Here is a 26262-nt window from a genome sequence, read left to right on the forward strand (position 1 = left end):
GGCTCAGTCCATCAGCTGCGCGGCCACCGTCGCGCCAAGCTCCCAGCACGCTTCCAGCTCGGGCTTACCGGGCTTACCCGACACCACCACGTAGTCGGCCGCTTTGACCCATCCCAGGCCCGTCGTGATGGAGTCGACGGCCCGTTCGGCGCCCTCGGTTCCTTCGTTGCCGTGCAGGTAGAGGCCGAACGGCCTGCCGCGGGTCGAGTCCAGGATCGGGTAGTAACAGACGTCGAAGGCGTGCTTGAGCGCGCCGCTGATGTAGCCGAGGTTGGCCGGGCTGCCCAGCAGATAGCCGTCGGCGGCCAGCATGTCGGCCGGCGACACCTCGAGCGCGGCGCGGCGCACCACCTCGACGCCCTCGATCTGCGGGTCCGTCGCCCCGGAAAGCACCGCCTCGAACATGGCCTGGCAGAACGGCGATGGCGTGTGGTGCACCACCAACAGCGTCTTGCTCACTGCTGCGCCTGCAGCGCGACCGCGGTCTTCATCGCCTCCCGCGCGCGACGACGGTCCCCGGCGAACTCGTAGGCCCGGGCCAGCCGGTACCAGCGCCGCCAGTTGTCCGGGTCGGCATCGAGTTCGGCGCGAACCGTGTGGAACAGGGCATCGGCGGCGTCGCGTTCGATGCGTCCAGAAGGCCGCCGCGGCAAGGCGCCGGCGTCGAGTTCCATGTCGTCTTCGGCGATCAGCCGCGACAGCTTCTGGTGAGCGAATCCGTCCCGCAGGGTAGCGATCATCGCCCACAGCCCGAGGAACGGCATGATCAGCAGCGCCAGCCCCATCCCGATCGCCGCCACCGAACCGGAGGCGATCAGCAGCACCGCGATCCGGCCCAGAAACGCCAGATACATCAGCAGTGCCACACACATGAAGGCGATGAGCACCTTCACCCGGTTGGCCGGCGACACCTTGATCACGACTACTTCAGGTCGAGGAGGGGTTCGATGCCGATTGTGAGCCCGGGGTATTCGGCCACCCGGCGCACCGCCAGCAGCACCCCGGGAACAAACGAGGTCCGATCGATGCTGTCGTGCCGGATGGTCAGCGTCTCCCCCATGGTCCCGAACAGCACCTCTTGGTGGGCGACCAGCCCGGCCAACCGGATCGAATGCACCGGCACACCATCGACGTCCGCGCCGCGCGCTCCGGGCAGACCGGTGCTGGTGGCGTCGGGATTGGGCGGCAGTCCCTTTCGGGCTTCCGCGATCAGCGCGGCGGTGCGAGCGGCGGTACCCGACGGCGCATCGGCCTTCTGCGGGTGGTGCAGCTCGATGACCTCCACCGATTCGAAGTATTTTGCGGCCTGGGCCGCGAAGTGCATGGACAGCACCGCGCCGATGGCGAAGTTGGGCGCGATCAGCACCGCCGAACCGGGCTTGGCCTCGATCCAGGAACGGACCTGGGCCAGCCGCTCCTGCGTGAACCCGGTGGTGCCCACCACCGCATGGATCCCGTTGTCGATCAAGAACTTCAGGTTGTCCATCACGACTGCGGGGTGGGTGAAGTCGATCACGACCTCGGTGCCGCTGTCGGTCAACAAGCTCAGTTCGTCACCGGCGTCGACCGCCGCAGACAGGGTGAGATCTTCCGCGGCTTGCACCGCCGCCACCATCGTCGCGCCGACTTTGCCCTTGGCGCCCAGCACTGCTACCTGCATGGCTGCCACCCTAGCGGCAAGGGGCTTCAGGACACCTCTCGGCGGGTCTCGCCCGACTCACCGGGGTCGGCCAGGCGCTCGGCGACGAAGCGGACCATCAGGTCGAACGCCGCCCGACTCTCGGGCAGGAATCCGAACAGCGCCGGGAAAGCGTGCACCTGGTGTGCCCACAGCTCGAGCCGGCTGGACCGGCCCGCCGCCAGCAGCGCGTCGTGCAGCCGTTCGTTGTCGCAGCGCAGAATCTCCGACTCGGCGGCGATCAGCAGTGCCGGCGGCATGGTCTCAAGCCGGCCGTTGATCGGAGACAGCTCGCGCCGCATCGGCGTCGAGGGGCACACGTGCTCGACGAGGTCGGGCAGCGCGTCCGCGATGCCGAATGCGTCGGTGCCCATGTTCGGGTGCGTACTGCGGGCCGTTCCGTCCAGCTCCAGCAGTGCCGAGATCCCGATGACTCCGGCCGGTGCCGGCAGCCCCTCCTGCTGGGATCGGAGTGCGGTGGCGAACGTGAGAAAGCCCCCCGCGGAGTCGCCGGCGATCACCGTCTTGGCCGGGTCGGCCCCCTGTTCCAGCAGCCAGCGGTAGGCGCCGACGCAGTCTTCCACCGAGCCGTCCACGCTCACGTCGGGGAATTGCCGGTAGTCGACGTGCACGACCGGCAGCCGGGTGCGTCGGGCCAGGGTCGCCACGACATGCAGGTGGGTGTCCAGACCGCCGGTGAAGAACCCGCCGCCGTGAAAGTACAAGATGGCGCCGTCGCTCAGCGGGGCGACGCAGTCTGCCCTGCGGACGATCTCGACCGGAACACCCGTCGCGAGATCGCGGGTGAAGCGGATCCGAAAGTACGGGCGCAGCCGTTGCAGGCGGGCGACGGTGTTGGTGCGCCGGCCCAACTGCGCCAACATTCCGGGCATGGCCTCGGGGCCCCCACGGCGACTGACCCACCGCACCAACCGCGGCATTACCGCCGAGAAGACGGCGTAGATGATTCTGGCCCGCAAACTCCCGCGATGAATCTCAGCCTCACCAGACATCCGAGCATCCTATCTGCAGCGATACGCCTCGATTCAGGCGTCGATGACGATGCGTCCGCCGTTGGCCCGCGACACGCAGACCAGCATCTCGTCGCCGCCCTCGGCGGTGCGTCCGCGCCGGTCGACGTCGCCGGAGACCACCTTGACCTTGCAGGTGCCACAGAACCCCTGCCGGCACGAGTGTGCGGCCGTCGGATCGGCGTCGAGCATCACGTCCAGCGCCGAGCGGTCCGCGGGAATCGCCAGGACGCGCCGGGATCGAGCCAGCTCCAACTCGAAGGGCACCCCGTCGACCACCGGCGGCGGACTGAACCGCTCATAGTGCAGCGGGGCTTTGATATTCGAGGCGTGTTCGTTGCGGGTGACGCGCACCGCTTCGAGCATCGCGCTCGGGCCGCACACGTACACCGCGGTCTGCGGGCCGGCGCCGGCCAGCAGCTCCTCGGTGCCGGCGAAGCGCCCGTGCTCGTCGTCGGCCCACACCGTGACCCGCGCGGGATCCACGGCCAGCACCTCGTCGAGCAATGGCATGTCCGCCCGACTGCGCCCGGCATAGACCGCGCGCCAATCGATTCCGCGCTGGGCGGCCTCGCGCAGCATCGGCAGCATTGGGGTGACGCCGATTCCGCCGATGACGAACAGCACCTCGCTTTCCCCGGTGCCCAGGTAGAACGCATTGCGCGGACCTTCGAACAGCAACGTGTCGCCCTCGGCGTAACTCTCGTGCATCTCGACCGAGCCGCCGCCCCCATCGTCGAGCCGGCGTACCGCGATGCGGTACTCGGTGCGACGCCCCGGCACGCCGCACAGCGAGTACTGCCGGCGCCGGCCCGAGGGCAGCTGCACGTCGATGTGACCGCCCGGCGTCCACGACGGCAACAGTCCGCCGTCGGGGTCCGCCAGGGTGAGGGCCACCACGTCGCTGGTCAACATCTCCCGCTTGGTGACGACGGCCGCGATCGTCCGTGACACCGGGGCCACCCGGGACGGCTTCCATCGCGAAAGCGCGGCCATTCCGCCGAATACGGTGATCGCTCCCCAGAGCGCGTTGAACAGCCGGTCATGCTTTCGCCGGCCGTAGAGGTCGGCGGGGCGAGACCTCCAGATCTCCTGCGTCATATCAGGCCGGCCGCACGTCATCGCCGGGTTCACCGGCCACGCTGTGTTGCACCCACTCGTCGGTGAGCCGAGCGATCACGTCGGGGCGATCGGTCACCACCCAGTGGCCGCCGTCGATGTCGAGCACCCGGTGGTTGGCCGGGATGGATCCGGTGTAGCGCTGCAGGGCCGGACTGACGAACAGGTCCAGGCGAGGCGCGAGCACCTGCACCGCGACATCGGTGGCGGGCAGCGGTCGCGCCGGCTTCAGAAACGGTCCCGGCATGTTCGCGCGGTACAGGTTGAGCCCGTTGACGTAGTCGTTCTCCCCCCGGGGCATATCCGGCTGGGCGGTGCCCGAACGACCGATACGGTCAAGCCAGCCCAGGACTCGAACGCCCAGACCGGACCGGAAAGCCGCCTCGGGAACCCGCGGGGTCAAGAACAGCCAGATGTAGCTCGACTCCAGCAGCTGCCTGACCACATCGCCGAGCGTCCGCAGGTTGCGCGCCGAGCGCAGGAATCTGCCGGCGTAGTCCAAGTGAGGACCCGAAATCGACGTGTAGGAGCCGACTTTGGCCGCCACGGCCGGGTCGGTGATGGCTGCCCAGCCCTGGATCGAACCCCAGTCGTGCCCCAGTAGGTGAACCCTGTCCACGCCCAATTTGCCCAGGTGCTCGATCACCGCGGCGACGTCGGCGATCAGGTGCGGGAATCGGTAGCCGGACTTCTCAGCCGGCGCCGAGGACGTCCCCGCACCACGTACGTCGTAGGCGACGACGTTGTAGCGGCCCGGGTTCTGCTCGGTGAGCTCACGAGCCACCCCGTCCCAGACATGGTGATTGTCGGGGTAGCCGTGGATCGCCAGGATGGTCGTCCGCTGTGGGTCCAGATCGGTGTACGCGTGCACCGCAAGGGTCACACCGTCGGCCGACGTCACGGTGGTGGTGGTCGGGGTAGTCATGGACTGCACTCCTCGTTGTTCGCCCGCGGGTTGGGGTCAGTGCGTGGCGCGGGCGGCGGGCGACACGGCCAAGTAGTTGACCGCCTTTTCCACGCCGCCGAGTTGCGCCGGGTGGAAGCCGGGACGGTAGTACGAGGCGATCGCGGGCAGGAATTCGAACGGCGAGGGCACCAGCCCGCGGCGCGCCGCGATGAACCAGTCCCGCCAGCGCGGCTTGGCTCCGGCCGGCAGTTGCGGGTCCACCTTGTACATGAACCGCAGGCCGCGCACCCACAACAGCAGCATCAGGGGTGTGACGGCCAACTGGGTACGGACCTGCCGGAAGAACCCGGCTCGCAGGTGCTTCATGACGTCGAAGGCGACAGCCTTGTGCTCAACCTCTTCGGCGCCGTGCCAGCGCAGCATGTCCAGCATCGCCGGATGGGTGCCGACCTCGTCCAACGCGGGGCTTTCCAGGACCCACTCTCCGAGAATCGCCGTGTAGTGCTCGACGGCGGACACCAGAGCCACCCGTTCCAGCAGCCAGCGCTGCTGACGGCGCTCACTCCAGGTCGGCCGGTCGCCGAGCAGTTTGTCGAACAGCCACTTGATCTGGCCGGTGAACGGCGACATGTCGACGCCGCGGGCGGCCAAGTGGTCGACAACGGCGGTGTGCGCCTGGGAGTGGGTGGCCTCCTGGCCGATGAAGCCCTGGACGTCGAGCCGCAGCTGGTCGTCCTTGATCAGCGGTAACGCCTGCTTGAACACCTCGACGAAGAACTCCTCGCCGGCCGGCAGCAGCAGGTGCAGCACATTGCAGAAGTGGGTGACGAAGGGCTCGCCCGGCACGTAGTGCACCGGCAGGTCCGACATGTCGAACCCGACGTCGCGGGCTTGCAGGACGATGCGCTCGTGATCCAGTGACCCGTCATGCGGGCCGGCGGCGCTGTCATCGACCTTGAGCATGGCGAACCTCCCACGGGTTTTACAAAACCCTATCAATTGTCTTCGCAATGGACAGATAGCCCGGTGGGGTATAACGATACCATCGGTACTGCCTAAACCGGATTGTGACCGTCGCCACTGTCCTGCCGCGCCGGCCGGTCGCGACGCGCAGCGCGCAGCGCCGTCAAATCAGCCAATTTCGCGCCGTTGTGTAAACGTTTCGCTGCGAACGTTAAGAGGCTGTTAACCAGCTTGGATACCGGCAGGGCTGTCAGGAAATCTGGAGGATGTTCCCAGCAAAACGTTGCGCAACAGGGTCCGACTCCGAAAGAAGCCGGCCCTTTTTGTTGCCGCCGTCATTTTCAAGGAGAGGCCTTTGTCGTTCGTCAATGCACATCCTGAGACCCTGACCACCGCTGCCGACACCCTGTCGAGCACCGGCTTGGCGCTCGCGGCCCAAAACGAGGCCGCGCACATCGTGACCACCGCAGTGGTTCCCCCGTCCGCCGACGAGGTGTCGGCCATGCTGGCTGCCCGGTTCGCCGTTCAGGCGCAGCTGTACCACCAGGTCAGCACCCAAGCCAGCGCCATTCACGAGATGTTCGTCGCCACCCTCAACACCAGTGCGAACACCTACGCGGCCGCCGAGGCCGCCAACGTGATCGCGGCCGGATAAGAGAGTAGGCACAGCAATGGATTTCGCAGCACTACCACCGGAAATCAACTCCGGACGCATGTACGCCGGCCCTGGTTCAGGGTCGCTGCTGGCCGCCTCGGCGGCCTGGGACGAGCTGGCCGTCGACCTGCATTCCGCGGCGTCGAGCTACCGCGCGGTCGTCACCGAGCTGACCAGTGGCCCGTGGTTGGGCGTGTCATCAACGAAGATGGCGGCGGCAGCCGCACCGTATGCCACCTGGCTCACCGCCACAGCCGAGCAGGCGGAGCTCACCAGCACCCAGGCCAAGGCCGCCGCTACGGCCCACTCGAGCGCGTTCGCCATGACAATTCCCCCGCCCTTGATCGCTGCCAACCGCGCACAGTTGGCCACGCTGGTCGCAACGAACTTCTTCGGGCAGAACGCCCCGGCCATTGCGGCCACCGAAGCCCAATACGCCGAGATGTGGGCCCAGGACGCAGCCGCGATGTACTCCTACAGCGCTGCCGCGCAGGCCGCAGCACAGATGGTGCCGTTCACCACGCCGCCGCAGACGGCCAACCCCGGCGGCATTGCGGCGCAGGAGGCGGCGACCGCCGAGGTGACTGCGGCCGCGGCCGGCCAAGCCGCCACCAACCTGGCGATGGAGGCGTTGCCGGGTGCACTGGCGGGCTCAGCCGAAGCGGGGGCGCTCAACCTTCCGCCGATCTTTGGCGATCTGGCGACGTTGGGTGCGGCTCCGGTCTCAACCATGATGAGCGCCGCCATCATTGCCGCGTTCATACCCGAGTACCTCATTGCCGGCGCGGCACTCCCGTCGCCGTTCGGCCTGGAGGCGGCAGCTCCCGCTGCCATCGCGGCGGGTCTGCCCTTGGGCCTGACACCAACGCTGGGCAGTGCCGGCCTGGCGTCGGCAACGTCGGCAGCATCGGCCGGAGTTGGCAACGCGGCCTCCGTCAGCGGCTTGTCGGTACCCAAGGCGTGGGCCACCGCAGCGCCGGAAATGCGCTTGGCCGCAGCCGAATTCGCGGCGCCCGCGCTGGCCACCGCAGGCGCGCCGATGATGGGTGGCTCGCCGCTGCTGTGCGCTCCGCCGCTGATGGGGTTGGGTCCGCGTGGCAGTGCTGCAGCGCGAGCCAAGGACGACCAGAACGAAGAGGCCAAGCGCAAAGCAGCCAAGGGGCGACGGTCGTCCATGTGGTGAGGCGCTTCCGGCCGTCGACGATCCCCGCAGGGATCAACCCGACGCCAAGTCGGCGATGATGTCGGCGGCCGGAGCCGATCGGGCGGTCCGATAGGCGGTCCCAGCCCACAAGCTCGTCCCATGCGGGTCGTCCACGGCCACCGCCGCCGCCCGGATCGGGGCGGTCATGTGGTTGATCTCCGGGTATCCCACCGGCGCCACATCTTCGAAGGCGCGGGTGAAGTCGTTCTCCAGGCCGCGTGCGTAACGGCCGGAGAAGGCGCACGTCACCGTGGTGTTGGTGAATTCCGGGTTGGTCAGCGCCGCCCGGTGCGTCGGGTTGGTCCCGGCTTCGTGCGCCAGCAGCAGCGCGGTACCGACCTGGGCCGCGACCACACCACCGCCCAGCACCCCGGCTACGTCGGCCGCGGTGCCGAGCCCACCCGCCGCCACCAACGGGACATGGCCGTGGGCGTGGGCGATCTCCGCCAGCACATGCTCCAGGGAGTCGGTGCCCGGGTGCACGTCCGGCGCAAAGGTGCCCCGATGTCCACCGGCCTTGGGGCCCTGCACCACCAGCGCCTCGGCCCCATGTCCCAGCGCGACCCCGGCCTCGTAGGCAGACGTCACCGTGACCATCGTCAGGATCCGCAACGCCCGCAACGCCGCTATGTCGTCGGGCGACGGCGTCCCGAACGTGAACGACACCACCGTGGGCCGCAGGTCGGCAATCACCTCGAGCTTCTCCGGCCAGCAGTCGTCGTCGCCGAAGCGGGGCCGGCCCAGCTCTACGCCGTAATGTTCGGCCAGCGTATCCAGCAGGTCGGCGTATTCGTCGAGCAACACCACATCCGCGCCGCTGGGTTGGGGCACAAACAGATTGACACCGATCGGGCCGCTGGTGGCCGCGCGCGCGGCGGTGATCTCGTCGGCCAGCTGTTCGGCAGTGCGATAGCCTCCCGCGACGAACCCGAGTCCGCCGGCCTCCGACACCGCGGCCGCCAGCGCCGGTGTGCTGGGACCGCCTGCCATCGGCGCGCCGACCAGTGGGACAGTGAGTTCGGAGAAGCTGAACGCCATTGCTCTAGCCTGCCATCAACCGGCAAGCGCCCGCAGACGGGTTGGCAGCGCCCCTTTCGAGCGGTAGGGACCCAGTACGGCGACGCCGTAGGGCTGGCACAACAGCTGACGGGCCACCGCGTTGACCTCATCGACGGTCACCGCGGACAATTCCCGCAGGGTGCGCGCGATGGGCCGATGCCGGCCGTAGTTCAACTCGGTACGGCCCAGCCGGTTCATCCGGGACCCGGAATCCTCCAGGCCCAGCACCAATCCCCCGCGCAATGACCCCTTGGCGATCCGGCACTCGTCGGCGGTGATTCCCTCGCGCGCCACCGAGTCGAGCACCTCGGCGGTCACTTCCGCCACCTCGGCGAACCGGTCCGGCTGGCATGCGGTGTACACCGACAGTGCGCCGGCGTCGGCGAAGGTGTCCACCGACGAGTAGATCGAGTACGCCAGGCCGCGGGTCTCCCGAACCTGTTGGAACAGCCGGGAACTCAGGCCGCCGCCCAGAGCGGTGTTGAGCACCGCCAGCGCCTGACGGTGCTGCCAATATCGTCCCGGCGCACGTACCCCTAAAGACATGTGCGTCTGGTCCGCGTCGCGGTTGACCACGGTCAGCCCGGGCTTGCCCGGGACCCGGGTGGTGCCGCGCCGCGGCTCGGCGGGCTTCTCACCACGAATCAGGCGGTGCCCGAAGTGTTCTCGCACCAGCGCCACCACCGTGTCATGGTCGATGTTGCCGGCAACGGCGACCACCATGCGCTCCGGTGTGTAGCGGCGCTGGTGGAACGACCGCAGCTGTGCGCGAGTCATCGACGACACCGAGTCGACATTGCCGATCACCGGCCGCCCGATTGGATGGTCGCCGAACAGCGTCGACAAGAACACATCGCCCAGCGCGTCCTCGGGATCGTCGTCGCGCATCGCGAGTTCCTCGAGAACCACATCGCGTTCGAGGTCGACATCGGCAGCCGCGCAGGACCCGTTGAGCACCACGTCGCTCACCAGCGCGACGGCCAGCTCCAGGTCGGTGTCGAGCACATGGGCGTAATAGCAGGTGTGCTCTTTGCCGGTGAAGGCGTTCAGCTCGCCCCCGACGGCGTCCATCGCCTGGGCGATGCCGGCCGCCGTGCGGGTCGGGGTCGCCTTGAACAGCAGGTGTTCCAGGAAGTGCGCCGCCCCGGCCACCGTGGCGCCCTCGTCGCGAGATCCGACGCCGACCCAGACGCCCACCGACGCCGAACGAACTGCGGGAAGGTATTCAGTGACTACCCGCAGCCCGCCCGGCAGGGTGGTGCGTCGCAGTGTGGCGCGTGGCGCCGCTATGTCAGCTTTCGGTAGCCGCGGCATCGGCAGACTCAGCGGGCCCCGCCTCTGGGGTCGACTCGTCCACGGGCACCAGCGAGATCTTGCCGCGGTTGTCGATGTCGGCGATCTCCACGCGCAGCTTGTCGCCGACCTTCACCACGTCCTCGACCTTGGCCACCCGCTTGCCCTTGCCGAGCTTGGAGATGTGCACCAGGCCGTCGCGGCCCGGCAGCAGCGACACGAATGCGCCGAAGTCGGTGGTCTTGACCACGGTGCCCAGGAACCGCTCGCCGATCTTCGGCAGCTGCGGGTTGGCGATCGCGTTGATCTTGTCGATCGCCGCCTGCGCCGACGGGCCGTCGGTGGCCCCGACGAACACGGTGCCGTCGTCCTCGATCGAGATCTGAGCGCCGGTCTCCTCGGTGATCGAGTTGATCATCTTGCCCTTGGGCCCGATGACCTCGCCGATCTTGTCCACCGGAACCTTGATGGTGGTGACTCGCGGCGCGTAGGGGCTCATCTCGTCGGGCTCGTCGATGGCCTCGGCCATCACATCCAGGATGGTCATCCGGGCGTCCTTGGCCTGCGCGAGAGCACCCGCCAGGACGGACGAAGGGATGCCGTCCAGCTTGGTGTCCAGCTGCAGCGCGGTGACGAAGTCCTTGGTGCCGGCGACCTTGAAGTCCATGTCGCCGAACGCGTCCTCGGCGCCCAGGATGTCGGTGAGCGCGACGAAGCGACGCTCGGTCTTACCGTCCACCTCGACATCATCGGAGACCAGGCCCATCGCGATACCGGCGACCGGAGCCTTCAGCGGCACACCGGCGTTGAGCAACGCCAGCGTGGACGCACAGACCGAACCCATCGAGGTGGATCCGTTGGAGCTCAGGGCTTCCGACACCTGCCGGATGGCGTACGGGAATTCCTCGACGCTGGGCAGCACCGGGACCAGGGCCCGCTCGGCCAGCGCGCCGTGGCCGATCTCGCGGCGCTTGGGCGAACCGACCCGGCCGGTCTCACCGGTCGAGTACGGCGGGAAGTTGTAGTGGTGCATGTAGCGCTTGGACTTCTCCGGACCGAGCGAGTCGATCTGCTGCGCCATCTTCATCATGTCCAGCGTGGTCACGCCCATGATCTGGGTCTCGCCACGCTCGAACAGCGCGCTGCCGTGCGCCCGCGGGATCACCGCGACCTCGGCCGACAGCGCCCGAATGTCGGTGATGCCACGGCCGTCGATGCGGAAGTGGTCGGTCAGGATGCGCTGACGCACCAGCTTCTTCGTCAGGCTCCGGTAGGCCGCGCTGATCTCCTTCTCGCGACCCTCGTAGGTCTCGGCGAGGCGCTCGATGACCTCGGCCTTGATCTCTTCGGTGCGCTCGTCACGCTCGGCCTTGCCCGCGATGGTCAGCGCCTTCGCCAGCTCGTCGGTCGCGACCGACGCCACCGAGTAGTAGACGTCGTCACCGTAAGGCGGGAACAGCGGGTAGTCGGCGGTCGGGCGGGCGGCCGCGGCGCCGAGCTCCTGCTGGGCCTTGCACAGCGCCGCGATGAACGGCTTGGCCGCCTCCAGGCCCTCGGCCACCACGGTCTCGGTCGGCGCCTGTGCGCCGGATTCGATCAGCTCGATGACGTTCTCGGTGGCCTCGGCCTCGACCATCATGATCGCGACGTCACCGTCGTCGAGGAGGCGGCCCGCCAGCACCATGTCGAAGGCCGCGCCCTCGAGCTGTTCGACGGTGGGGAACGCCACCCAGGTGCCGTTGATCAGCGCCACCCGCGCCGCACCGACCGGGCCGGAGAACGGCAGGCCGGCGAGCTGGGTGGAGGCCGAGGCGGCATTGATCGCCACCACGTCGTACAGGTCGTTCGGGTTCAGGCTCAGCACGGTCACCACGACCTGAACCTCGTTGCGCAGGCCGTCGACGAACGACGGGCGCAGCGGGCGGTCGGTGAGGCGGCAGGTCAGGATCGCGTCGGTCGACGGCCGGCCTTCGCGGCGGAAGAACGAGCCGGGGATACGGCCGGCCGCATACATCCGCTCCTCGACGTCGACGGTGAGCGGGAAGAAGTCGAAGTGGTCCTTGGGAGCCTTGCTGGCGGTGGTCGCCGACAGCAGCATGGTTTCGTCGTCGAGGTAGGCGACGACACTGCCGGCGGCCTGCTGGGCCAGCCGGCCGGTCTCGAAGCGGATGGTGCGCTTGCCGAAGCTGCCGTTGTCGATGACAGCGGTGGTCTCGAATACGCCTTCTTCAATTTCAATTGCAGACATAAAAGCCCGTACGGCCTTTCCTGGTTTGTTCAACTGTTTCGCAACGTCGGACGTGCGTCAGTGATGGACCTGGATGCGGCTACGGTCGTCGATCGAAGCGGCCGGATCCTGGCTTACGTACTGTCAAAGCACTCCTCAGGCCCGGCTGCCACTACCGAAGACCGCCCGACTCAGGTCTGGCTGATCGCAGGAACGTGTCCCGTCGTGACGTGCCGGAGTGGCGCACGCGGATGCGGGGGCCACACCGATGCCCGGGCCTGGGCGGCCCGGGACGGCCTCACTCTACACGGAGGCGACTGACGCCGGCCCGATTCGTCGTCAGCGACGCAGGCCGAGACGCTCGATGAGCGAGCGGTAGCGCGCCACATCGGTCGCGGTCAGGTACTTGAGCAGACGGCGACGACGACCGACCAGCAGCAGCAGGCCGCGGCGGGAGTGGTGGTCGTGCTTGTGCTGCTTGAGGTGTTCGGTGAGGTCGACGATCCGCTTGGTCAGCAGGGCGACCTGAGCTTCGGGCGAGCCGGTGTCGGTCTCGTGCAGGCCGTAGCTGGCCAGGATCTCTTTTTTCTGCTCGACGGTCAGCGCCACGAAGAATCTCCATCAATCGGTCCCGCGAATATCAAGTCGGCGGCCACCGCGGACTGCAGCACGCCGAGGGGCGAGTCTAGCAGCGCCCTGGGCGCCCTTCCCAATCGCGCGGGTGGTCAGTCACCCGAGAGCAGGCCGCGGGTCTTCTCGACGTCGGTGTTCATCACCGCCACCAGGTCCGCCACGGAGTCGAACTTCTCCTGGCCCCGGATCCGACTGACGAAGTCCACGGCCACGCGCTGCCCGTACAAGTCTGCGGTTTCGTCGATCACGAACGCCTCCACGGTGCGGGCCCGTCCGGAAAACGTCGGGTTGGTGCCCACCGACACCGCGGCCCGACAACGCTGACCGGCGACGACGGTGCCGGGCACCTGGCCGTGTCCCAACACGGTGAACCACGCGGCGTACACCCCGTCGGCCGGAATCGCCGCAAAGGCCGACGGCGCCACGTTGGCGGTCGGGAAGCCGAGGCCGCGCCCACGGCCGTCACCGCGCACCACCAGTCCCTCGACCCGGTGCGGCCGGCCCAGCGCCTCGGCCGCCGCGGACACATCGCCGGCGTCCACACAGGACCGGATGTAGGTCGAGGAGAAGGTGACCGACTGGACGGCGTCGGCGCGCTCAGCCACCAGCGACACCGATTCGACCCCGAACCCGAACTGCTCACCGGCCCGGCGCAGGGTCTCGACGTTGCCGGCCGCCTTGCGGCCGAAGGTGAAGTTCTCCCCCACCACCACTTCCACCACGTGCAGGTGCTCGACCAGCAGTTGGTGGATGTAACGGTCCGGGGTGAGCTTCATGAATTCGGGCGTGAACGGAATCACCAGGAACACGTCGATGCCGAACTGCTCGACCAGCTCGGCGCGCCGCGCCAGCGTGGTGAGCTGCGCGGGATGGTTGCCGGGGTAGACGACCTCCATCGGATGCGGATCGAAGGTCATCAGCACCGTCGGCACGCCGCGCGCCTGGCCGGCCTTCACCGCATGGGTGATCAGTTCCGCATGTCCACGATGCACACCGTCGAACACGCCGATGGTGAGCACGCACCTGCCCCAGTCTGTGGGGATCTCATCCTGCCCCCGCCACCGCTGCACCAGGACAGCCTAAACTGTCGTGTTGTGAGCCCTTGGGAGCAGTCGGACGGGCTGAGTAGCGTCGCCCAGGACTATCTGAAAGTCATCTGGACCGCCCAGGAATGGTCACCCGACAAGGTCAGCACCAAGATGCTGGCGGAGAAGATCGGCGTGTCCGCCAGCACCGCCTCGGAGTCGATCCGCAAACTCGCCGACGCCGGCTTGGTGGACCATGAGAAGTACGGTGCGGTGACGCTGACCGATGAAGGGCGCCGGGCAGCGTTGGCGATGGTGCGCCGGCACCGGCTGATCGAGACCTTCCTGGTGTGTGAACTCGGCTATGGCTGGGACGAGGTGCACGACGAGGCCGAAGTCCTCGAGCACGCGGTGTCCGACCGGCTGATCGCGCGCATCGACGCCAAGCTGGGCTTCCCGCAGCGCGACCCGCACGGCGACCCGATCCCGGCACCGGACGGGCAGGTGCCCACTCCCCCCGCCCGGCAACTGTGGGCATGCGCCGACGGCGAGACCGGCACGGTGGCACGCATCTCCGACAACGATCCGGAGATGCTGCGCTACTTCGCCCAAGTGGGCATCAGCCTGGACGCCCGTTTACGGGTGCTGACTCGCCGCGACTTCGCCGGAATCATCTCGGTGGGCGTCGAAGGATCCGACGGCGAGCAGGTCACTATCGACCTGGGAAGTCCTGCCGCCCAGGCGATCTGGGTGGTCTAGCCACTACTTCACGTGGCCGGCCAGCTGACCTTCAGCCCCGAAGAGTTCCTGCTGCCAGTAGGTGATGAGTTCGGCGGTGTCGATCTGGTCGGGATGAAAATCCCGCCGCTTGAACGGCCGCATGTCGGAGTAGAAGCCCTGCCACATCGGGTTGCGCAGCATCTGCACCGTCTCCTTGAGGATCCGGAACGGTTGGCGGCGGCCCTCGACATCGGTGGTGGCAATCGAGAGCCAGGAGAACAGCACCAGAATCGGGATTCCACAGTTCTGCGCGAAGCGCATCCATCGGATGCGCGTCGACTCCGGAACGCCCACCGCCCGGTACACGTCGAACGCGACCGACTTGTGCTCCAGCTCTTCGAGCGCATGCCAGTTCAGCAGATTGCGGATCTCAGGGTCATACATCATCGCCTGGACCGCCGGGCGTTTGAGGATGTTCTCCGCCCACACCGCGGTGAAATGTTCTGCAGCCACTGTGAATCCGAGGAAGAAGTGGCGAAGGCGGGGCAGCCGGTCCGGGCTGGGGTACTGCTTGTCGAGGAACTTCTCCATGCGCTCGGTGCCGCTCAGCAGATACTCGAACCATGCGGTGGGATATCCCATGGCCGAGAGCTGCTCATTGAGCTCACGATGCTGCAGTCCGTGCGTCTTCTCCTGCCCGATGAAGCCGGCGACGCGCTTGGCCAACTCGGGGTCGGCAAGCTGGCCGGAGTAGCGGCGCACCGAGCGCACGAAGATGTCCTCGCCGGGTGGGAAGATCGCCGACAAGATGGCTACCAGATGGCTGAACACGATGCTGCCGTCGGCGAAATACCGGTTGCCGTCGGGCTGTTCACCGAACCCGAAGTTCAGGCGTCGGACGGCCGGGTATGTCATCACGTTCGTCATGGCAACGACGCTAGGTCCGCCTGCCGGCCGGCGGAATGGGCGAGCCGGACAAGAATTTGATGTTTTCGGACAGCTGGCCGTCAGGGCCGGCGGCCCCGGTGCTTGCTGGGCGGCGTACCGACCCAACGGATGAAGGCACGACTGAAGGCGGCCGTCTCCGAATACCCCAGTTGACGGGCCGTTTCTTCGACGGTGAGGCCCGATTCGAGCATGGCTAGCGCAAGGGTCACCCGCACCTCATCGACCAGCGCGCGGTAGCTGGTGTGCTCGCCGACCAAGCGGCGATGCAGTGTGCGCTCGGTGATGCACAGTTCGTCGGCGATCACCGCCATCGACGGCAGCACGCCGGGGTCCCGGACCAGCCGGGAGCGCACTTGCGCGGCGATTCCGCGACGGCTCCGACGCGTCTGCAAGAGCTCTTCGCACTGCTTCGCACATACCTGCGCCGCGGCGGTGTCGGCCGCGGGCATCGGAAGCGCCAGCAGTTCGAACGGCAAGGTGATCGCGCTGCGTGTCGCGGCCAGATCGACTTCAATTGTCACCCAGGGGAACTCAAGACGTTCGATGGGAAAGTCAATTCCGGGCAGCTCGACCTTGATCGGCGCATCCGAGCTCAGCTGGCCGATCAGTAGCGGCACCATGCTGGTCAGCGCGAACAGATCACGTTCGAGCATGAAGCTGCGGACGTCGGCGGGAACGGCGCTGTTGTCGAACTCGAGCACTGCGCCGTCGGGGGTGTCGTGGCGACTCAGCCGCAGAAAGGTTGACGACAACGTCGCGTAACGACAGGCCGTGTTGACCGCATCGCCCAAGGTCGGGCTTGCCAGCAGCGCATAGCCGAGCACGCCGGTGTTGGCGAAGTTGTACTGCAGACCGACGTCACGCGCGAACTCGTGTGGATCTTTCACGCGGCCAAGAATGTTCCGCAGGATCGCGAGTTCCTGCCCTGCTTGGACCTCGTTCGCGCTGTCGTCGATGTCGGTCAGCGTGACGCCGGTGCCGGCAAGGCAGTCTGCCGCATCGATGCCATGTAGGCGGGCGGCCTCCAGAAGATGCCGACAAGTGGCCACCGGCCGCGGAATGTCCCAATCCGCCTGCGCGGCATCGCCGATCGACACATGTCCGAATCTATCAAATTTGTGTCGGCATGCACTGTCCGCTCTAGGCTTTGCGGATGGCAAAGCTTGAGTTGTCCCGTGAACTGTCGCTGCCTCCCGACGAAGCCTGGGCCCACGCGTCGAATCTGGCCGAGTTGGGCGACTGGCTGTCCCTGCACCAGGGCTGGCGTTGCGAAATCCCGGCCGAGCTCACCGCCGGAACCACGTTGGTCGGGGTGGCGGGAGCCAAGGGCATGCGCAACCGAGTCACCTGGACGGTCCGCAAATTCGACCCGCCAGCACTGCTGGAACTGACCGGCGACGGCGTGGGCGGCACCAAGTACGCACTGACATTGGCGATCAGCCCGGCCGCAACGGGTTCGAAGTTCCTGCTGCGGATGGACCTGGGCGGACGGCCGCTGTTCGGACCGATCGGGGCGGCCGCCGCCCGCGCGGTCAAGGGCGACATCGAGGGATCGATCAAGCGATTCGAGCAGCTCTACAGCTGACGCGTCAACCGGCGGCACCCAGGGCAGTCGAAGCACCCCTCAGCCGCTCAGCAGGCCCTTGGCGATGTGGGTGACCTGAACCTCGTTGCTGCCGGCGTAGATCATCAGCGACTTCGCGTCGCGAGCCAACTGCTCCACCCGGTACTCGGTCATGTAGCCGTTGCCGCCGAACAGCTGCACCGCCTCCATCGCGACCTCGGTCGCCGCCTCCGAGGAGTACAGCTTGATCGCCGACGCCTCGGCCAGCGTCGGGATCTTGCCGTGCTTGGCCTTCTCCAGCGTCTGGAACACCATGTTCTGCACGTTGATCCGGGCCACCTCCATCTTGGCCAGCTTGAGTTGGATCAGCTGGAATTGGCCGATGTTCTGGCCCCACAAGGTGCGGCTCTTGGCGTAGTCGACGCAGAGCCGATGGCACTCGTTGATGATTCCCAGCGCCAGTGCGGCGACCCCGACCCGTTCGGCGACGAAGTTGGCCCGGGCACTGTCACGCCCGTCGCCGCCGGTGTGCTCCTCGGTCTCGCCCAGCAGCCGGTCGCGCCCCAACCGCACGTCGTCGAAGAACAACTCACCGGTCGGCGAGGAGTGCATGCCCATCTTCTTGAACGGCTTGCCCTGGGTCAGGCCCGGCATACCGGCGTCGAGGACGAAGGTGAGCACCTTGCGGTTGCGTGGATCGGTGCCGTCCTGTTCGTCCAGCTTGGCGTAGACGATGAGGGTGTCGGCGTAGGGGCCGTTGGTGATGAACGTCTTCTGCCCGTTGAGGATGTAGTTGTCACCGTCACGCCGGACATAGGTCTTCATCCCGCCGAACGCGTCGGATCCCGCGTCCGGCTCGGTGATCGCCCAGGCGGCGATCTTTTCCAGGGTGACCAGTTCCGGCACCCAGCGTTCCTGCTGAGCCAGCGTGCCGCGCGACAGTATCGTGGCAGCCCCCAGCCCGAGACTGACACCCACGGCGGCGACCAATCCCAAGCTCACGCCGGCGAGTTCGCTGACCAGGATCAATCCCATCGAGGCCTGAGCACCCAGATCGCCGAAGCCGCCTTCCGACGACGCGGCCGGCTTTCCCCCGCCTTCGGCGGTCTGCCGCGCCTGCGCCTTTTCCAGTCGGCTTTTGATGGCTTCGGCCGCAAGCACGTCGATCCCGAAGTCGGCGAACAGCTTCCGCAGGATCGGATACGGCGGCAGTTCACCGCTCTCCAGTGCGTCGAGGTTCGGCCGAACCTCCCGGTCGATGAATTCTCGGACGCTGTCCCGGATCAGCTCGTCGGTGTCGGACCACTCGATCATTGTCTACTCCGTCTCCTCAGCATCACTTCGTTCTGCATCGTCGCCGGTGGCTATGGCAACCTCGCCGCGATGTCGTCGATCTGCCAGATGCCGTCGGTTTCAATGGTGTCGGTGTCGTGCCAGCCGGCCAGCCGCGAGATGGCCCCACCCTGCACCGCATAGACCGTGCCGGTGACCGGGCATTTCTCCGTTGCCAGATAGGCCACCAGCGGCGAGATGTTGGCCGGGCTGAACAGGTCCAACTCCCCGTCCTCCGGCTCGGCCATCAGCGCGCCCATCCCGGGAGTCGCCAGCGTGAGTCGGGTACGGGCGATGGGGGCGATGGCGTTGACCCGCACCCCATAGCGGTCCAGCTCCTCGGCGGCGATCAGGGTCAGTGCGGCGATCCCGGCCTTGGCCGCGCCGTAGTTCGCCTGCCCGGCGTTGGGCAAGGTGACCCCGGACCCCGAGGCGGTGTTGATGACCGCGGCGTTGGGCTGATCGCCTGCCTTGGACTGCGCCTTCCAGTAGGCCGCGGCGTGGTGCAGCATCGCGAAGTGCCCTTTGAGGTGGACCGCGACCACGGCATCCCACTGCGCCTCTTCCATGCCGGGAATGAATGCGTCGCGCAGGATTCCGGCGTTGTTGACCAACACATCCAACCGGCCGAACTCGTCGACGGCCTGCTGGACAAGGCCTTTCGCGGCATTCCAATCGGAGACGCTGTCGGTGTTGGCCACCGCTCGCCCGCCGGCCGCCACGATCTCATCGACGACCTGCTGCGCGGTGGTGGAGTCGGAACCCTCGCCGGCATTGCTTCCACCCAGGTCGTTCACGACGACGCAGGCGCCCTCACTGGCGAACAGCAACGCGTGCTCCCGCCCGATCCCTCGCCCGGCGCCGGTGATGACGGCGACACGGCCTTCTAACACACCCATTGATTTTCCCCTTCAGTCGGCGATGACGGCCAGGCCGTCGGTGATCGCCATTTCGCCGGCGCCTACGCGCGCGGTCTCGAATGCGTACGTCGTGGCGCCGTCGCCGCGACCGCTGGTCCAGATCCGGGTCTCCAGGTCGTCGCCGGGCAGCACCATCTTGGAGAACCGGACCGCCAACCGCCTAAGCCGGCTGACATCCGAGCCGGCCACCTCGGTAAGCACCGCCCAGGACGTGAACGCCATGGTGCACAGGCCGTGCGCGATGATCCCCGGCAGTCCGGCGTCGCGGGCGACTTCCTCGTCCAGGTGGATCGGCATCGGATCACCCGCGGCCGGCCCGTAGCGGAACGTCTGGTCGGCATCGACGTGCTGGACGACCTTGGCCATCGGCGCCTGCTCGCGCAGGGCGTCGTCGAACTTGTGTCCGGGGCTCAGTTCGCCGATCCGCTTGCCCGCATTGTGTCCACGGAAAAAGCAGGTCACGTATTGCTCGTTGACAAGCTCGCCGTCCTCGGTGCGGCATTCGAGCAGAATCGCCGCGCGGGTGCCCTTCTCCAGTCCTTCGTAACCGATCATCTTGCCGCGGGAGACCAGCTTGTCCCCCGGTCGGATAGGCCGGTGGAACCAGAAGTCCTGCTCGCCGTGCACCACCCGCGGGATCAGCTCGACCGGTGCCACCTCGACGGCCGGCACCAGCAGTGACTCGAACACCGGCACGATCGCGAACACCGGCGGTGCGAGGTCGCCGCTGCGGTGCGCGGAGATCGGATCGTTGGTCGCCTCGGCGTACTCGACGATCCTCTCGCGGGTGACTTCGAAGCGGTCCTCGTCGCTCCACTTGTCCAGCCCGGCATCGTCGAATGCCAGATCGTCGTCCACCTCAGGCTGCCGCCGACGCCAGCGCCTCGAGCTGCGCGAGGGTCTTGTCGAGTTGCTTGGCGCCGTCCTTCTCGACCGCCTTACCCAGCGCACCCTTGATCAGCGCGCCTTCGAAGTCGCCGGCCACGCTGAACTGGGAGCCGTCCCCATCCGGAGTGACCGTGAAGTCAAAGCGGCACTTCACCCCCGCCATACCGGTCCCCGACAACGTCAGGCTGGTCGGGGCGTCGACCTTCTCGACGGTCCATTCGATCTTGTTCGCCATCCCCAGCATGACGATCTTGGCGGTCAGCGCCGATCCTTCGGTGAGTGCGGCCGGTGGCTCGGTGAGCCACTTCTCGTGGATGGTGAACCATTTGTCCCAGCCGGACAGGTCGCTGATGGTGTCCCACAGCGCGTTCGGGCTGACGGCCAGGCTTTTGGTGGCTTCGATGTGTCCCATGGTGTGTTCTCCTGCGCTGTCGATGGTTAGCGCTCGGCGCGCTGGTAGGCGGTGACCACGGCGGCGCCGCCGAGGCCGATGTTGTGTTGCAGCGCAGCGGTGACGCCCGGCACCTGGCGCTTGTCGGCGTCACCGCGGAGCTGCCAGGTCAGTTCGGAGCACTGCGCCAACCCGGTGGCGCCCAGCGGATGCCCCTTGGAGATCAGGCCGCCGGACGGGTTGACCACCCAGCGCCCGCCGTAGGTGGTGTCGCCGTCGTCGATCAGTCTGGGCGCATCACCCTCGGCGCAGAGCCCCAGCGCTTCGTACAGCAGCAGCTCGTTCGCCGAGAAGCAGTCGTGCAGCTCGATCACCTGGAAGTCTTCCGGCCCCAGGCCGGACTGCTGGTAAACACGTTGCGCGGCTTGGACGTTCATGTCATAGCCGATCAGGTTCTTGGCGCTGCCGTCGAAGGTGGAGCCGAAGTCGGTGGTCATCGCCTGCCCGACGATTTCGACCGCGCGACCGGCCAGGCCATGTTTGTCGACGAACGCCTCGCTGGCCAGGATCGCCGCACCAGAGCCGTCCGAGGTCGGCGAGCATTGGAGCTTGGTCAGCGGGTCGTAGATCATCCGCGACCCCAGGATGTCCTCGAGGGTGTATTCGTCCTGGAACTGGGCGTAGGGGTTGTTGACCGAATGCTTGTGGTTCTTGTAGCCGATCTTGGCGAAATGCTCGGCGGTGGAACCGTGTTGCTTGATGTGTTCACGGCCGGCGGCACCGAACATCCACGGCGCCACCGGGAACAGCACCTCGGAGATCTCGGCGAGCGCGAGCACGTGTTTTTCCATCGGCTGGGCGCGGTCGTCGTAGGTGGACGCCAGCGAGCCCGGCTTCATCTTCTCGAAGCCCAGCGCGATGGTGCAATCGGCCAGCCCGCCCCGGATCGCCTGGGCGGCCAGGTAGAGCGCGGTCGACCCGGTCGAACAGTTGTTGTTGACGTTGACGACCGGGATCCCGGTCAGCCCCAACTCATACAGCGCCCGCTGGCCGGAGGTCGACTCGCCGTAGACGTAACCGACGTAGCCCTGTTCCACCTCGCGGTAGTCGATCCCGGCATCGGCCAGCGCCTTGGTGCCGGATTCTCGGGCCATGTCCGGGTAGTCCCATGCCGATCCGTCGTCGTTGGTCCGCCGGCCCGGCTTCTCGAACTTCGTCATCCCGACGCCGATCACATACACCTTGTTCGCCATGGTTCCCTTTCGCATCCGACCAGTGGCTAGAAACATACAGACCTGATTGCATCTTTACAAGGGTGCGCAGAGGGCCCCTGCGAGCGAAGGTGCGGTGAGTTGCCGGCCGGCGAATTCAGTCGGATTGCGGCAGCACGCCGGCCGCGACCTGACGCAGGTGCACGCAGGCGCGATCCCAGCGCCGCCGGGCGCGCTGCGCATCGTCGTCGACGAAGTTCGACACCAGGATGCCGCGTAACGCATCCATCGCGGTGTAGACGACGTTGCGTATCTCCTTCTGCGCCGGGTGCCCGGGCATCAACCGGGCGATCGCGGCGACCAGGGTCCCGTTGACGACGCCTTCCACCCGTTCGATGTGCTGCGCCAGGACCCGATCGGTGCGGGCGGCGACCCAGAGTTCCACGGTGGCAATGAACATCGGCCCCTGATGGGCCTCCCAAAGAAAGTCCAGGGCCATCTTTACCGGGTCCGGAATCGACCGGACCTGACCGAGTTCACGAATGGCGGCCTGGGTGCGTTGCTGGGCCAGGTGCTCGACGGCGGCGACGACGAGGTCCTCTTTCGACCGGAAATGATGGATCTGGGCGCCCCGGGTGACGCCGGCCAGTTCGGCGATACGCGGCGTGGTGGTGCCGGAGTAGCCGTAGCTCACCAGGCATTCGATGGTGGCGTCGAGCAGGCGGGTTCGCATCGCGGCACTGCGTTCGGCCTGGGTGCGTCGCACCGCAGGTGCACTACCGCTCGCAGTCATCCCGCCACCTCCACCAGTTTCCGGCCCATAACTCGCGCGTCAGCATAACTTCGCAGGGATACGTTTACATACGTTCTCGTAGGCATGTATCCATCCCCGGCGGTTGCTCACCAGAGCATGTGCACCTGTTCGGCCCAGCCGAGTAGGCCGTTGACGGCAATACTCGCTCCGCCGTCGGTGCGGATCCGGCCGTCGTAGTGCCCGAAGCACTGATGGGTCCCCGGCAACGGTGACCGGTGATGGAACGGGGTGAACGTCAGCTCCACCTGGTCACAGTCGGGCGTGCGGATCGTCCAGGGCCCGGCGTATTCCGGGTAGTGCCAGTCCAGTTCGGCGCCGATCTTGGTCAGTCGGCCATCCACGCAGAGCGCGTTCTCGGTGCTTGCCGTGCCGGCAGTCCACTTGCCCCCGAGCTGCAGGCCGACCGTGCGGCCGTCGGTGCGCCCAGAGGCCGCGCCCCAGTTCCACAGGGTGTTGGCCGGCCAACGACCGCGCCCGTGGTCGAGCACCCCCCACCCGCCGGCGAAGTCGTATACGTCGTCGCCGACCTGCACCGTGCCCGACGCCGGCCGCGCGGTGTGCTTGGCGGTGTACTGGAATCTCGTCTCGCTCCACGGCACCACCACCGCCAGCGTCTCGTGTCCGGGTGGCAGGGCCACAAACAGGTCACCGGTCATCGGGCCGGCAGAGGTCTTGCAGGAGAACCGGATCCGCGTGCCGTCGGGCTCGGGGGTGAGATCGATCGCGACCAGGCCACGGGCGGCGGCCGGTCCGTCGCCGAGGCTGGACGGCAGCGTGATCCCCCACCCGCCCGGGTGCAGACAACTGCGACTGAGCTCCCGCCCGGAATAGTCCAGGAGGAAGACGTTGCTCACCCCGAGGTAGTCCAGGTCGGCGACGGTGATCGCGATCAGGTGGGTGGGCGTCGTCAGGCACCAGTACTCCCACCGCTTGGTGCGGCCCCAGCCACGCAGGTTGCAGCGGTGCAGCGGTGTTCGGGTCCAACCGACGGCGGCCGGGTTCAGCAATCCGGCCGCATCGCACAGATCGACCGGCTCGGTGATCTCGCGCTCCTCGGTGGCCATCGGCGGACTATAGCGTCGCCGGCCGGATGACGACCACCGATTTGGTCCGCCTTCCCGAGTCCTCCAATAGTGCGATCACCCGGCCATCGGCGTCGGTTGCCGCGTAGATTCCGTCGATGCCCGCCGGGACCAACGGCCGGCCGTGGCTGACGTCGAGCGCCTCCTCGACGTCCAGGTCCCGGCGCGGAAAGGTCTGCAGGCAGGCGTCATCCAAGCTGTAGCTCAGTTGCGGGCTCTCCCCCACCTCGTCGAGGGTGCGAGCCTGATCCAGCCCGAAGCTGCCGGCCCGGGTACGCCGCAACGCGGTCAGATGACCGCCCACCCCCAGCTCGCTGCCGACGTCACGGGCCAGTGCCCGGATGTAGGTCCCCGCCGAACAGTCCACCTCGACGTCCAGATCGACGAAGGGATCGGCACGCCGCACCGCCAACAACTCGAAGCGCTCGATACGCACCGGCCGGGCCGGCAGCTCGACGGCGCGGCCCTCCCGGGCCAACTGATAGGACCGCTTGCCGGCGACCTTGATGGCGCTGACCGCCGAGGGCACCTGCTCGATGTCGCCGCGCAGTCCGGCGATCGCCGCGGCGATCTGACCGTCGGTGATGTGCGCCGCCGAAGTCGTGGTCAGCACCTCGCCCTCGGCGTCCTCGGTCGAGGTGGTCTGCCCCAACCGGATGGTGGCGGCGTAGGACTTCTGCGACGCGGTCAGCAACCCCAGAATCTTGGTGGCCCGCTCGATGCCGACCACCAGCACCCCGGTGGCCATCGGGTCCAACGTGCCGGCGTGGCCGACCTTGCGGGTCCCGAAGAACCTTCGACACCGCGAAACGACGTCGTGGCTGGTGATTCCGGCGGGCTTGTCGACGATCACCAGACCGGCCGGCGGCGGCGCGCTCACAGCACGATCGCCGTCAGCACCAGGCCGCCTGCCACCGACCATCGGCCGCGCAGCTCAGTCAGCGGAGGTCCGGACAGCGCCGCGGGATCGATCAGGATGCGGGAGCGAAAGCTGCCGTCGGGATCGAAGGTGATGTGGGCGTCCTCGAAACCCAACCACCGCCGGGTCAGCGGAAACCACACCTTGTAGGTGGCTTCTTTGGCGCAGAACAGGATTCGGTCCCAATGCCAGTCTTGCGGCAGCGCTGCGAGTTCGTCACGTTCGACCGGCAGGCTGACGGCTTTGAGCACACCGTCGGGCAGCACGTCGTGTGGTTCGGCATCGATACCCACCGATCGCACGTCGCCGCTGCGGCCTACCACCGCCCCTCGGAAGCCCGCACAGTGCGTCAGGCTGCCGACAACGCCGTCGGGCCACGTGGGCTCGCCCTTCTCCCCCTTGAGGATCGGGACCGGCGGTTGACCGAGCTCTTCCAACGCCAGCCGAGCGCAGTAACGCGCGGTGATGAACTCGTTGCGGCGCTTGGCAACCGAACGGGCCACCAGCGGCTCTTCCTCGGGCAGCGGAGCCAACCCCGGAGGATCGTCGTAGCGTTCGGCCCACGCCAGCGAGTCCGCCGGCGCTCCTTCGAGCACCCTGTCCAGCAGCTTGCTCATCGCGCCTGCCGCTTGCGCAGCCGCTCGGCGAATTTCGCACTGGCCTCGCGCATTTCGTCGGTGATGGCGAAGTGGCCGCCGAACTCGTTGAGGTAACCGGGCGGGTATTGCGGATCGGGCAGTATCTGGCGCAGCCACCGGTGCGGCGGGCGTCGGCGCCACTCTCGGGGATAGCCCACCGACACCTCTTCGAAGCGCACACCGTCGTAGAACGTGGTCCGCGGGATGTGCAGGTGGCCATAGACCGAACACGTCGCGTTGTAGCGGGTGTGCCAGTCGGCGGTTTCGACGGTGCCGCACCACAGCGAGAACTCTGGATAAAACAAAGCGTCGCAGGGCTGGCGCACCATCGGGAAATGGTTGACCAGCACGGTCGGCGTCATCCAGTCGAGGTCTTCGAGCCGCTTACGGGTGACGGCGACCCGATCGCGGCACCATGCGTCGCGGGTGCCGTAGGGCTCGGGCGACAGCAGGAACTCGTCGGTGGCCACCACGTTGTTCTCCCGCGCGATGGCCAGGCCCTCGGCCTTGCTCGTCGCTCCGGCCGGAAGGAACGTGTAGTCGTAGAGCAGGAACATTCCCGCGATAGTGGCCGGGCCACCCTGCTCGGTCCAGACCGGAAAGGGGTGCTCGGGCGTGATGACGCCCATCTGGTCGCACATGTCGACCAGATAGTCGTAGCGCGAGCGGCCGAACACCTGCATCGGGTCCTTGTTGGTGGTCCACAGCTCGTGATTCCCCGGGACCCAGATCACCTTGGCGAACCGCTTGCGCAGCAGATCCAGCGCCCAGCGGATCTCGTCGGTGCGCTCCGCGACGTCACCGGCGACGATCAGCCAGTCGTCACCGGTGGCCGGATGCAGCGCCTCGGTGATCGGCTTATTGCCCAGGTGACCGGTGTGCAAGTCGGAGATCGCCCACAGGGTGGGGCCGTCTGCAGCCCTGCGCTCGTGGGTGGTCACGGGGATCCAGCCTAATGGAGGCACAGAATTAGAACGTGTTCTCGCCTTCCGGGCAGTGGCCGCCGCCACAACTTGTACACTCCCGGCAGTACACCGGGTG

At 67.3% G+C, this 26262-nt stretch carries 28 protein-coding genes; 4 read left to right on the plus strand and 24 right to left on the minus strand.

Annotation, left to right across the window (positions count from 1 at the left end):
* Nucleotides 1-3 precede the first annotated feature (3 nt).
* The 7 genes from ACJH71_RS17060 to ACJH71_RS17090 are packed head-to-tail and all read right to left on the minus strand — an operon-like array spanning nucleotide 4 to nucleotide 5698.
* Nucleotides 4-405: a flavodoxin family protein gene (locus tag ACJH71_RS17060; RefSeq protein WP_406759226.1), complete on the minus strand. Its 402-nt coding sequence runs from the start codon at nucleotides 403-405 to the stop codon at nucleotides 4-6.
* A gap of 50 nt (nucleotides 406-455) precedes the next feature.
* Complete coding sequence (locus ACJH71_RS17065) at nucleotides 456-872, minus strand: hypothetical protein (protein ID WP_406759227.1); 417 nt, start codon at nucleotides 870-872, stop codon at nucleotides 456-458.
* Nucleotides 873-922: 50 nt separating this feature from the next.
* Nucleotides 923-1660: a 4-hydroxy-tetrahydrodipicolinate reductase gene (dapB, locus tag ACJH71_RS17070; protein ID WP_406759174.1), complete on the minus strand. Its 738-nt coding sequence runs from the start codon at nucleotides 1658-1660 to the stop codon at nucleotides 923-925.
* Between the two features lie 26 nt (nucleotides 1661-1686).
* Complete coding sequence (locus ACJH71_RS17075; protein ID WP_406759175.1) at nucleotides 1687-2691, minus strand: alpha/beta hydrolase; 1005 nt, start codon at nucleotides 2689-2691, stop codon at nucleotides 1687-1689.
* A 33-nt stretch (nucleotides 2692-2724) separates the two neighbouring features.
* The gene (locus tag ACJH71_RS17080) at nucleotides 2725-3810 is read right to left on the minus strand and encodes a PDR/VanB family oxidoreductase (RefSeq protein WP_406759176.1); all 1086 of its coding nucleotides are present in this window, start codon (nucleotides 3808-3810) and stop codon (nucleotides 2725-2727) included.
* 1 nt (nucleotide 3811) lies between these two features.
* Nucleotides 3812-4753: an alpha/beta fold hydrolase gene (locus tag ACJH71_RS17085; RefSeq protein ID WP_406759177.1), complete on the minus strand. Its 942-nt coding sequence runs from the start codon at nucleotides 4751-4753 to the stop codon at nucleotides 3812-3814.
* A gap of 36 nt (nucleotides 4754-4789) precedes the next feature.
* Nucleotides 4790-5698: a metal-dependent hydrolase gene (locus ACJH71_RS17090; protein WP_406759178.1), complete on the minus strand. Its 909-nt coding sequence runs from the start codon at nucleotides 5696-5698 to the stop codon at nucleotides 4790-4792.
* 355 nt (nucleotides 5699-6053) lie between these two features.
* On the opposite strand from ACJH71_RS17090, the gene ACJH71_RS17095 reads away from it, so the two are divergent.
* Both ACJH71_RS17095 and ACJH71_RS17100 read left to right on the plus strand, forming a co-directional pair.
* Complete coding sequence (locus ACJH71_RS17095) at nucleotides 6054-6353, plus strand: PE family protein (RefSeq protein WP_406759179.1); 300 nt, start codon at nucleotides 6054-6056, stop codon at nucleotides 6351-6353.
* 16 nt (nucleotides 6354-6369) lie between these two features.
* On the plus strand, nucleotides 6370-7536 hold the full coding sequence (locus ACJH71_RS17100; RefSeq protein ID WP_406759180.1) for a PPE family protein: 1167 nt from the start codon (nucleotides 6370-6372) through the stop codon (nucleotides 7534-7536).
* A gap of 33 nt (nucleotides 7537-7569) precedes the next feature.
* Here the strand turns inward: ACJH71_RS17100 and ACJH71_RS17105 are convergent, their stop codons facing one another.
* From ACJH71_RS17105 to ACJH71_RS17125, 5 genes are all read right to left on the minus strand, one after another.
* On the minus strand, nucleotides 7570-8595 hold the full coding sequence (locus tag ACJH71_RS17105; RefSeq protein WP_406759181.1) for a nitronate monooxygenase: 1026 nt from the start codon (nucleotides 8593-8595) through the stop codon (nucleotides 7570-7572).
* A gap of 15 nt (nucleotides 8596-8610) precedes the next feature.
* The gene (locus tag ACJH71_RS17110; protein WP_406759182.1) at nucleotides 8611-9930 is read right to left on the minus strand and encodes a M16 family metallopeptidase; all 1320 of its coding nucleotides are present in this window, start codon (nucleotides 9928-9930) and stop codon (nucleotides 8611-8613) included.
* A complete protein-coding gene (locus ACJH71_RS17115; protein WP_406759183.1) occupies nucleotides 9908-12157 on the minus strand; it encodes a polyribonucleotide nucleotidyltransferase in 2250 nt (749 codons plus the stop codon). The genes ACJH71_RS17110 and ACJH71_RS17115 overlap by 23 nt, the downstream gene beginning before the upstream one ends.
* 318 nt (nucleotides 12158-12475) lie before the next feature.
* Nucleotides 12476-12745, minus strand: coding sequence for a 30S ribosomal protein S15 (gene rpsO, locus ACJH71_RS17120; RefSeq protein WP_406759184.1), 270 nt, complete (start codon nucleotides 12743-12745; stop codon nucleotides 12476-12478).
* 116 nt (nucleotides 12746-12861) lie between these two features.
* Nucleotides 12862-13839 carry a bifunctional riboflavin kinase/FAD synthetase gene (locus tag ACJH71_RS17125; RefSeq protein WP_406759185.1) on the minus strand — a complete coding sequence of 326 codons (978 nt, stop codon included), beginning with the start codon at nucleotides 13837-13839 and terminating at the stop codon, nucleotides 12862-12864.
* 24 nt (nucleotides 13840-13863) lie between these two features.
* Between ACJH71_RS17125 and mntR the strand changes: the two genes are divergently transcribed.
* Nucleotides 13864-14553 carry a manganese-binding transcriptional regulator MntR gene (gene mntR, locus ACJH71_RS17130; RefSeq protein ID WP_308483539.1) on the plus strand — a complete coding sequence of 230 codons (690 nt, stop codon included), beginning with the start codon at nucleotides 13864-13866 and terminating at the stop codon, nucleotides 14551-14553.
* 3 nt (nucleotides 14554-14556) lie between these two features.
* On the opposite strand, the gene ACJH71_RS17135 is transcribed toward mntR, so the two are convergent.
* A complete protein-coding gene (locus tag ACJH71_RS17135) occupies nucleotides 14557-15441 on the minus strand; it encodes a metal-dependent hydrolase (protein ID WP_406759186.1) in 885 nt (294 codons plus the stop codon).
* An 80-nt stretch (nucleotides 15442-15521) separates the two neighbouring features.
* Nucleotides 15522-16559 carry a helix-turn-helix domain-containing protein gene (locus ACJH71_RS17140; protein WP_406759187.1) on the minus strand — a complete coding sequence of 346 codons (1038 nt, stop codon included), beginning with the start codon at nucleotides 16557-16559 and terminating at the stop codon, nucleotides 15522-15524.
* 56 nt (nucleotides 16560-16615) lie between these two features.
* On the opposite strand from ACJH71_RS17140, the gene ACJH71_RS17145 reads away from it, so the two are divergent.
* Nucleotides 16616-17047 carry an SRPBCC family protein gene (locus ACJH71_RS17145; RefSeq protein WP_406759188.1) on the plus strand — a complete coding sequence of 144 codons (432 nt, stop codon included), beginning with the start codon at nucleotides 16616-16618 and terminating at the stop codon, nucleotides 17045-17047.
* Between the two features lie 39 nt (nucleotides 17048-17086).
* Here ACJH71_RS17145 and ACJH71_RS17150 read toward each other — a convergent pair whose 3' ends face one another.
* From ACJH71_RS17150 to ACJH71_RS17195, 10 genes are all read right to left on the minus strand, one after another.
* Nucleotides 17087-18340 carry an acyl-CoA dehydrogenase family protein gene (locus ACJH71_RS17150; RefSeq protein WP_406759189.1) on the minus strand — a complete coding sequence of 418 codons (1254 nt, stop codon included), beginning with the start codon at nucleotides 18338-18340 and terminating at the stop codon, nucleotides 17087-17089.
* Between the two features lie 50 nt (nucleotides 18341-18390).
* Nucleotides 18391-19257 (minus strand): SDR family oxidoreductase, encoded by an 867-nt coding sequence (locus tag ACJH71_RS17155; protein WP_406759190.1) that lies wholly within the window; start codon nucleotides 19255-19257, stop codon nucleotides 18391-18393.
* A gap of 12 nt (nucleotides 19258-19269) precedes the next feature.
* Nucleotides 19270-20136, minus strand: coding sequence for a MaoC/PaaZ C-terminal domain-containing protein (locus ACJH71_RS17160; protein WP_406759191.1), 867 nt, complete (start codon nucleotides 20134-20136; stop codon nucleotides 19270-19272).
* A 1-nt stretch (nucleotide 20137) separates the two neighbouring features.
* Nucleotides 20138-20578 (minus strand): SRPBCC family protein, encoded by a 441-nt coding sequence (locus tag ACJH71_RS17165; RefSeq protein WP_406759192.1) that lies wholly within the window; start codon nucleotides 20576-20578, stop codon nucleotides 20138-20140.
* A 26-nt stretch (nucleotides 20579-20604) separates the two neighbouring features.
* Nucleotides 20605-21810 carry a lipid-transfer protein gene (locus ACJH71_RS17170; RefSeq protein WP_406759228.1) on the minus strand — a complete coding sequence of 402 codons (1206 nt, stop codon included), beginning with the start codon at nucleotides 21808-21810 and terminating at the stop codon, nucleotides 20605-20607.
* A gap of 115 nt (nucleotides 21811-21925) precedes the next feature.
* On the minus strand, nucleotides 21926-22561 hold the full coding sequence (locus ACJH71_RS17175) for a TetR/AcrR family transcriptional regulator (protein ID WP_406759193.1): 636 nt from the start codon (nucleotides 22559-22561) through the stop codon (nucleotides 21926-21928).
* A 107-nt stretch (nucleotides 22562-22668) separates the two neighbouring features.
* Nucleotides 22669-23646 (minus strand): DUF2804 domain-containing protein, encoded by a 978-nt coding sequence (locus ACJH71_RS17180; protein ID WP_406759194.1) that lies wholly within the window; start codon nucleotides 23644-23646, stop codon nucleotides 22669-22671.
* A gap of 7 nt (nucleotides 23647-23653) precedes the next feature.
* Nucleotides 23654-24544 carry a tRNA pseudouridine(55) synthase TruB gene (gene truB, locus ACJH71_RS17185; protein WP_406759195.1) on the minus strand — a complete coding sequence of 297 codons (891 nt, stop codon included), beginning with the start codon at nucleotides 24542-24544 and terminating at the stop codon, nucleotides 23654-23656.
* Nucleotides 24541-25200 carry a 4'-phosphopantetheinyl transferase gene (locus tag ACJH71_RS17190; protein ID WP_406759196.1) on the minus strand — a complete coding sequence of 220 codons (660 nt, stop codon included), beginning with the start codon at nucleotides 25198-25200 and terminating at the stop codon, nucleotides 24541-24543. Before ACJH71_RS17190 ends, truB begins: the two co-directional genes overlap by 4 nt.
* Entirely contained in the window at nucleotides 25197-26168 is a 972-nt protein-coding gene (locus ACJH71_RS17195) for a metallophosphoesterase family protein (protein ID WP_406759229.1), read from the minus strand. Before ACJH71_RS17195 ends, ACJH71_RS17190 begins: the two co-directional genes overlap by 4 nt.
* Nucleotides 26169-26262: the final 94 nt, after the last annotated feature.

It is taken from the genome of Mycobacterium sp. SMC-15, assembly GCF_045310925.1.
Taxonomy (GTDB): domain Bacteria; phylum Actinomycetota; class Actinomycetes; order Mycobacteriales; family Mycobacteriaceae; genus Mycobacterium.

Bases quoted from the DNA above. Each gene is read 5' to 3' on its own strand.
- ACJH71_RS17060 (WP_406759226.1), bottom strand. From the start codon at position 405: ATGTTCGAGGCGGTGCTTTCCGGGGCGACGGACCCGCAGATCGAGGGC.
- ACJH71_RS17065 (WP_406759227.1), bottom strand. From the start codon at position 872: ATGTGTGTGGCACTGCTGATGTATCTGGCGTTTCTGGGCCGGATCGCG.
- dapB (WP_406759174.1), bottom strand. From the start codon at position 1,660: ATGCAGGTAGCAGTGCTGGGCGCCAAGGGCAAAGTCGGCGCGACGATG.
- ACJH71_RS17075 (WP_406759175.1), bottom strand. From the start codon at position 2,691: ATGTCTGGTGAGGCTGAGATTCATCGCGGGAGTTTGCGGGCCAGAATC.
- ACJH71_RS17080 (WP_406759176.1), bottom strand. From the start codon at position 3,810: ATGACGCAGGAGATCTGGAGGTCTCGCCCCGCCGACCTCTACGGCCGG.
- ACJH71_RS17085 (WP_406759177.1), bottom strand. From the start codon at position 4,753: ATGACTACCCCGACCACCACCACCGTGACGTCGGCCGACGGTGTGACC.
- ACJH71_RS17090 (WP_406759178.1), bottom strand. From the start codon at position 5,698: ATGCTCAAGGTCGATGACAGCGCCGCCGGCCCGCATGACGGGTCACTG.
- ACJH71_RS17100 (WP_406759180.1), top strand. From the start codon at position 6,370: ATGGATTTCGCAGCACTACCACCGGAAATCAACTCCGGACGCATGTAC.
- ACJH71_RS17105 (WP_406759181.1), bottom strand. From the start codon at position 8,595: ATGGCGTTCAGCTTCTCCGAACTCACTGTCCCACTGGTCGGCGCGCCG.
- ACJH71_RS17110 (WP_406759182.1), bottom strand. From the start codon at position 9,930: ATGCCGCGGCTACCGAAAGCTGACATAGCGGCGCCACGCGCCACACTG.
- ACJH71_RS17115 (WP_406759183.1), bottom strand. From the start codon at position 12,157: ATGTCTGCAATTGAAATTGAAGAAGGCGTATTCGAGACCACCGCTGTC.
- ACJH71_RS17135 (WP_406759186.1), bottom strand. From the start codon at position 15,441: ATGACGAACGTGATGACATACCCGGCCGTCCGACGCCTGAACTTCGGG.
- ACJH71_RS17145 (WP_406759188.1), top strand. From the start codon at position 16,616: ATGGCAAAGCTTGAGTTGTCCCGTGAACTGTCGCTGCCTCCCGACGAA.
- ACJH71_RS17150 (WP_406759189.1), bottom strand. From the start codon at position 18,340: ATGATCGAGTGGTCCGACACCGACGAGCTGATCCGGGACAGCGTCCGA.
- ACJH71_RS17155 (WP_406759190.1), bottom strand. From the start codon at position 19,257: ATGGGTGTGTTAGAAGGCCGTGTCGCCGTCATCACCGGCGCCGGGCGA.
- ACJH71_RS17165 (WP_406759192.1), bottom strand. From the start codon at position 20,578: ATGGGACACATCGAAGCCACCAAAAGCCTGGCCGTCAGCCCGAACGCG.
- ACJH71_RS17170 (WP_406759228.1), bottom strand. From the start codon at position 21,810: ATGGCGAACAAGGTGTATGTGATCGGCGTCGGGATGACGAAGTTCGAG.
- ACJH71_RS17175 (WP_406759193.1), bottom strand. From the start codon at position 22,561: ATGACTGCGAGCGGTAGTGCACCTGCGGTGCGACGCACCCAGGCCGAA.
- ACJH71_RS17180 (WP_406759194.1), bottom strand. From the start codon at position 23,646: ATGGCCACCGAGGAGCGCGAGATCACCGAGCCGGTCGATCTGTGCGAT.
- ACJH71_RS17190 (WP_406759196.1), bottom strand. From the start codon at position 25,200: ATGAGCAAGCTGCTGGACAGGGTGCTCGAAGGAGCGCCGGCGGACTCG.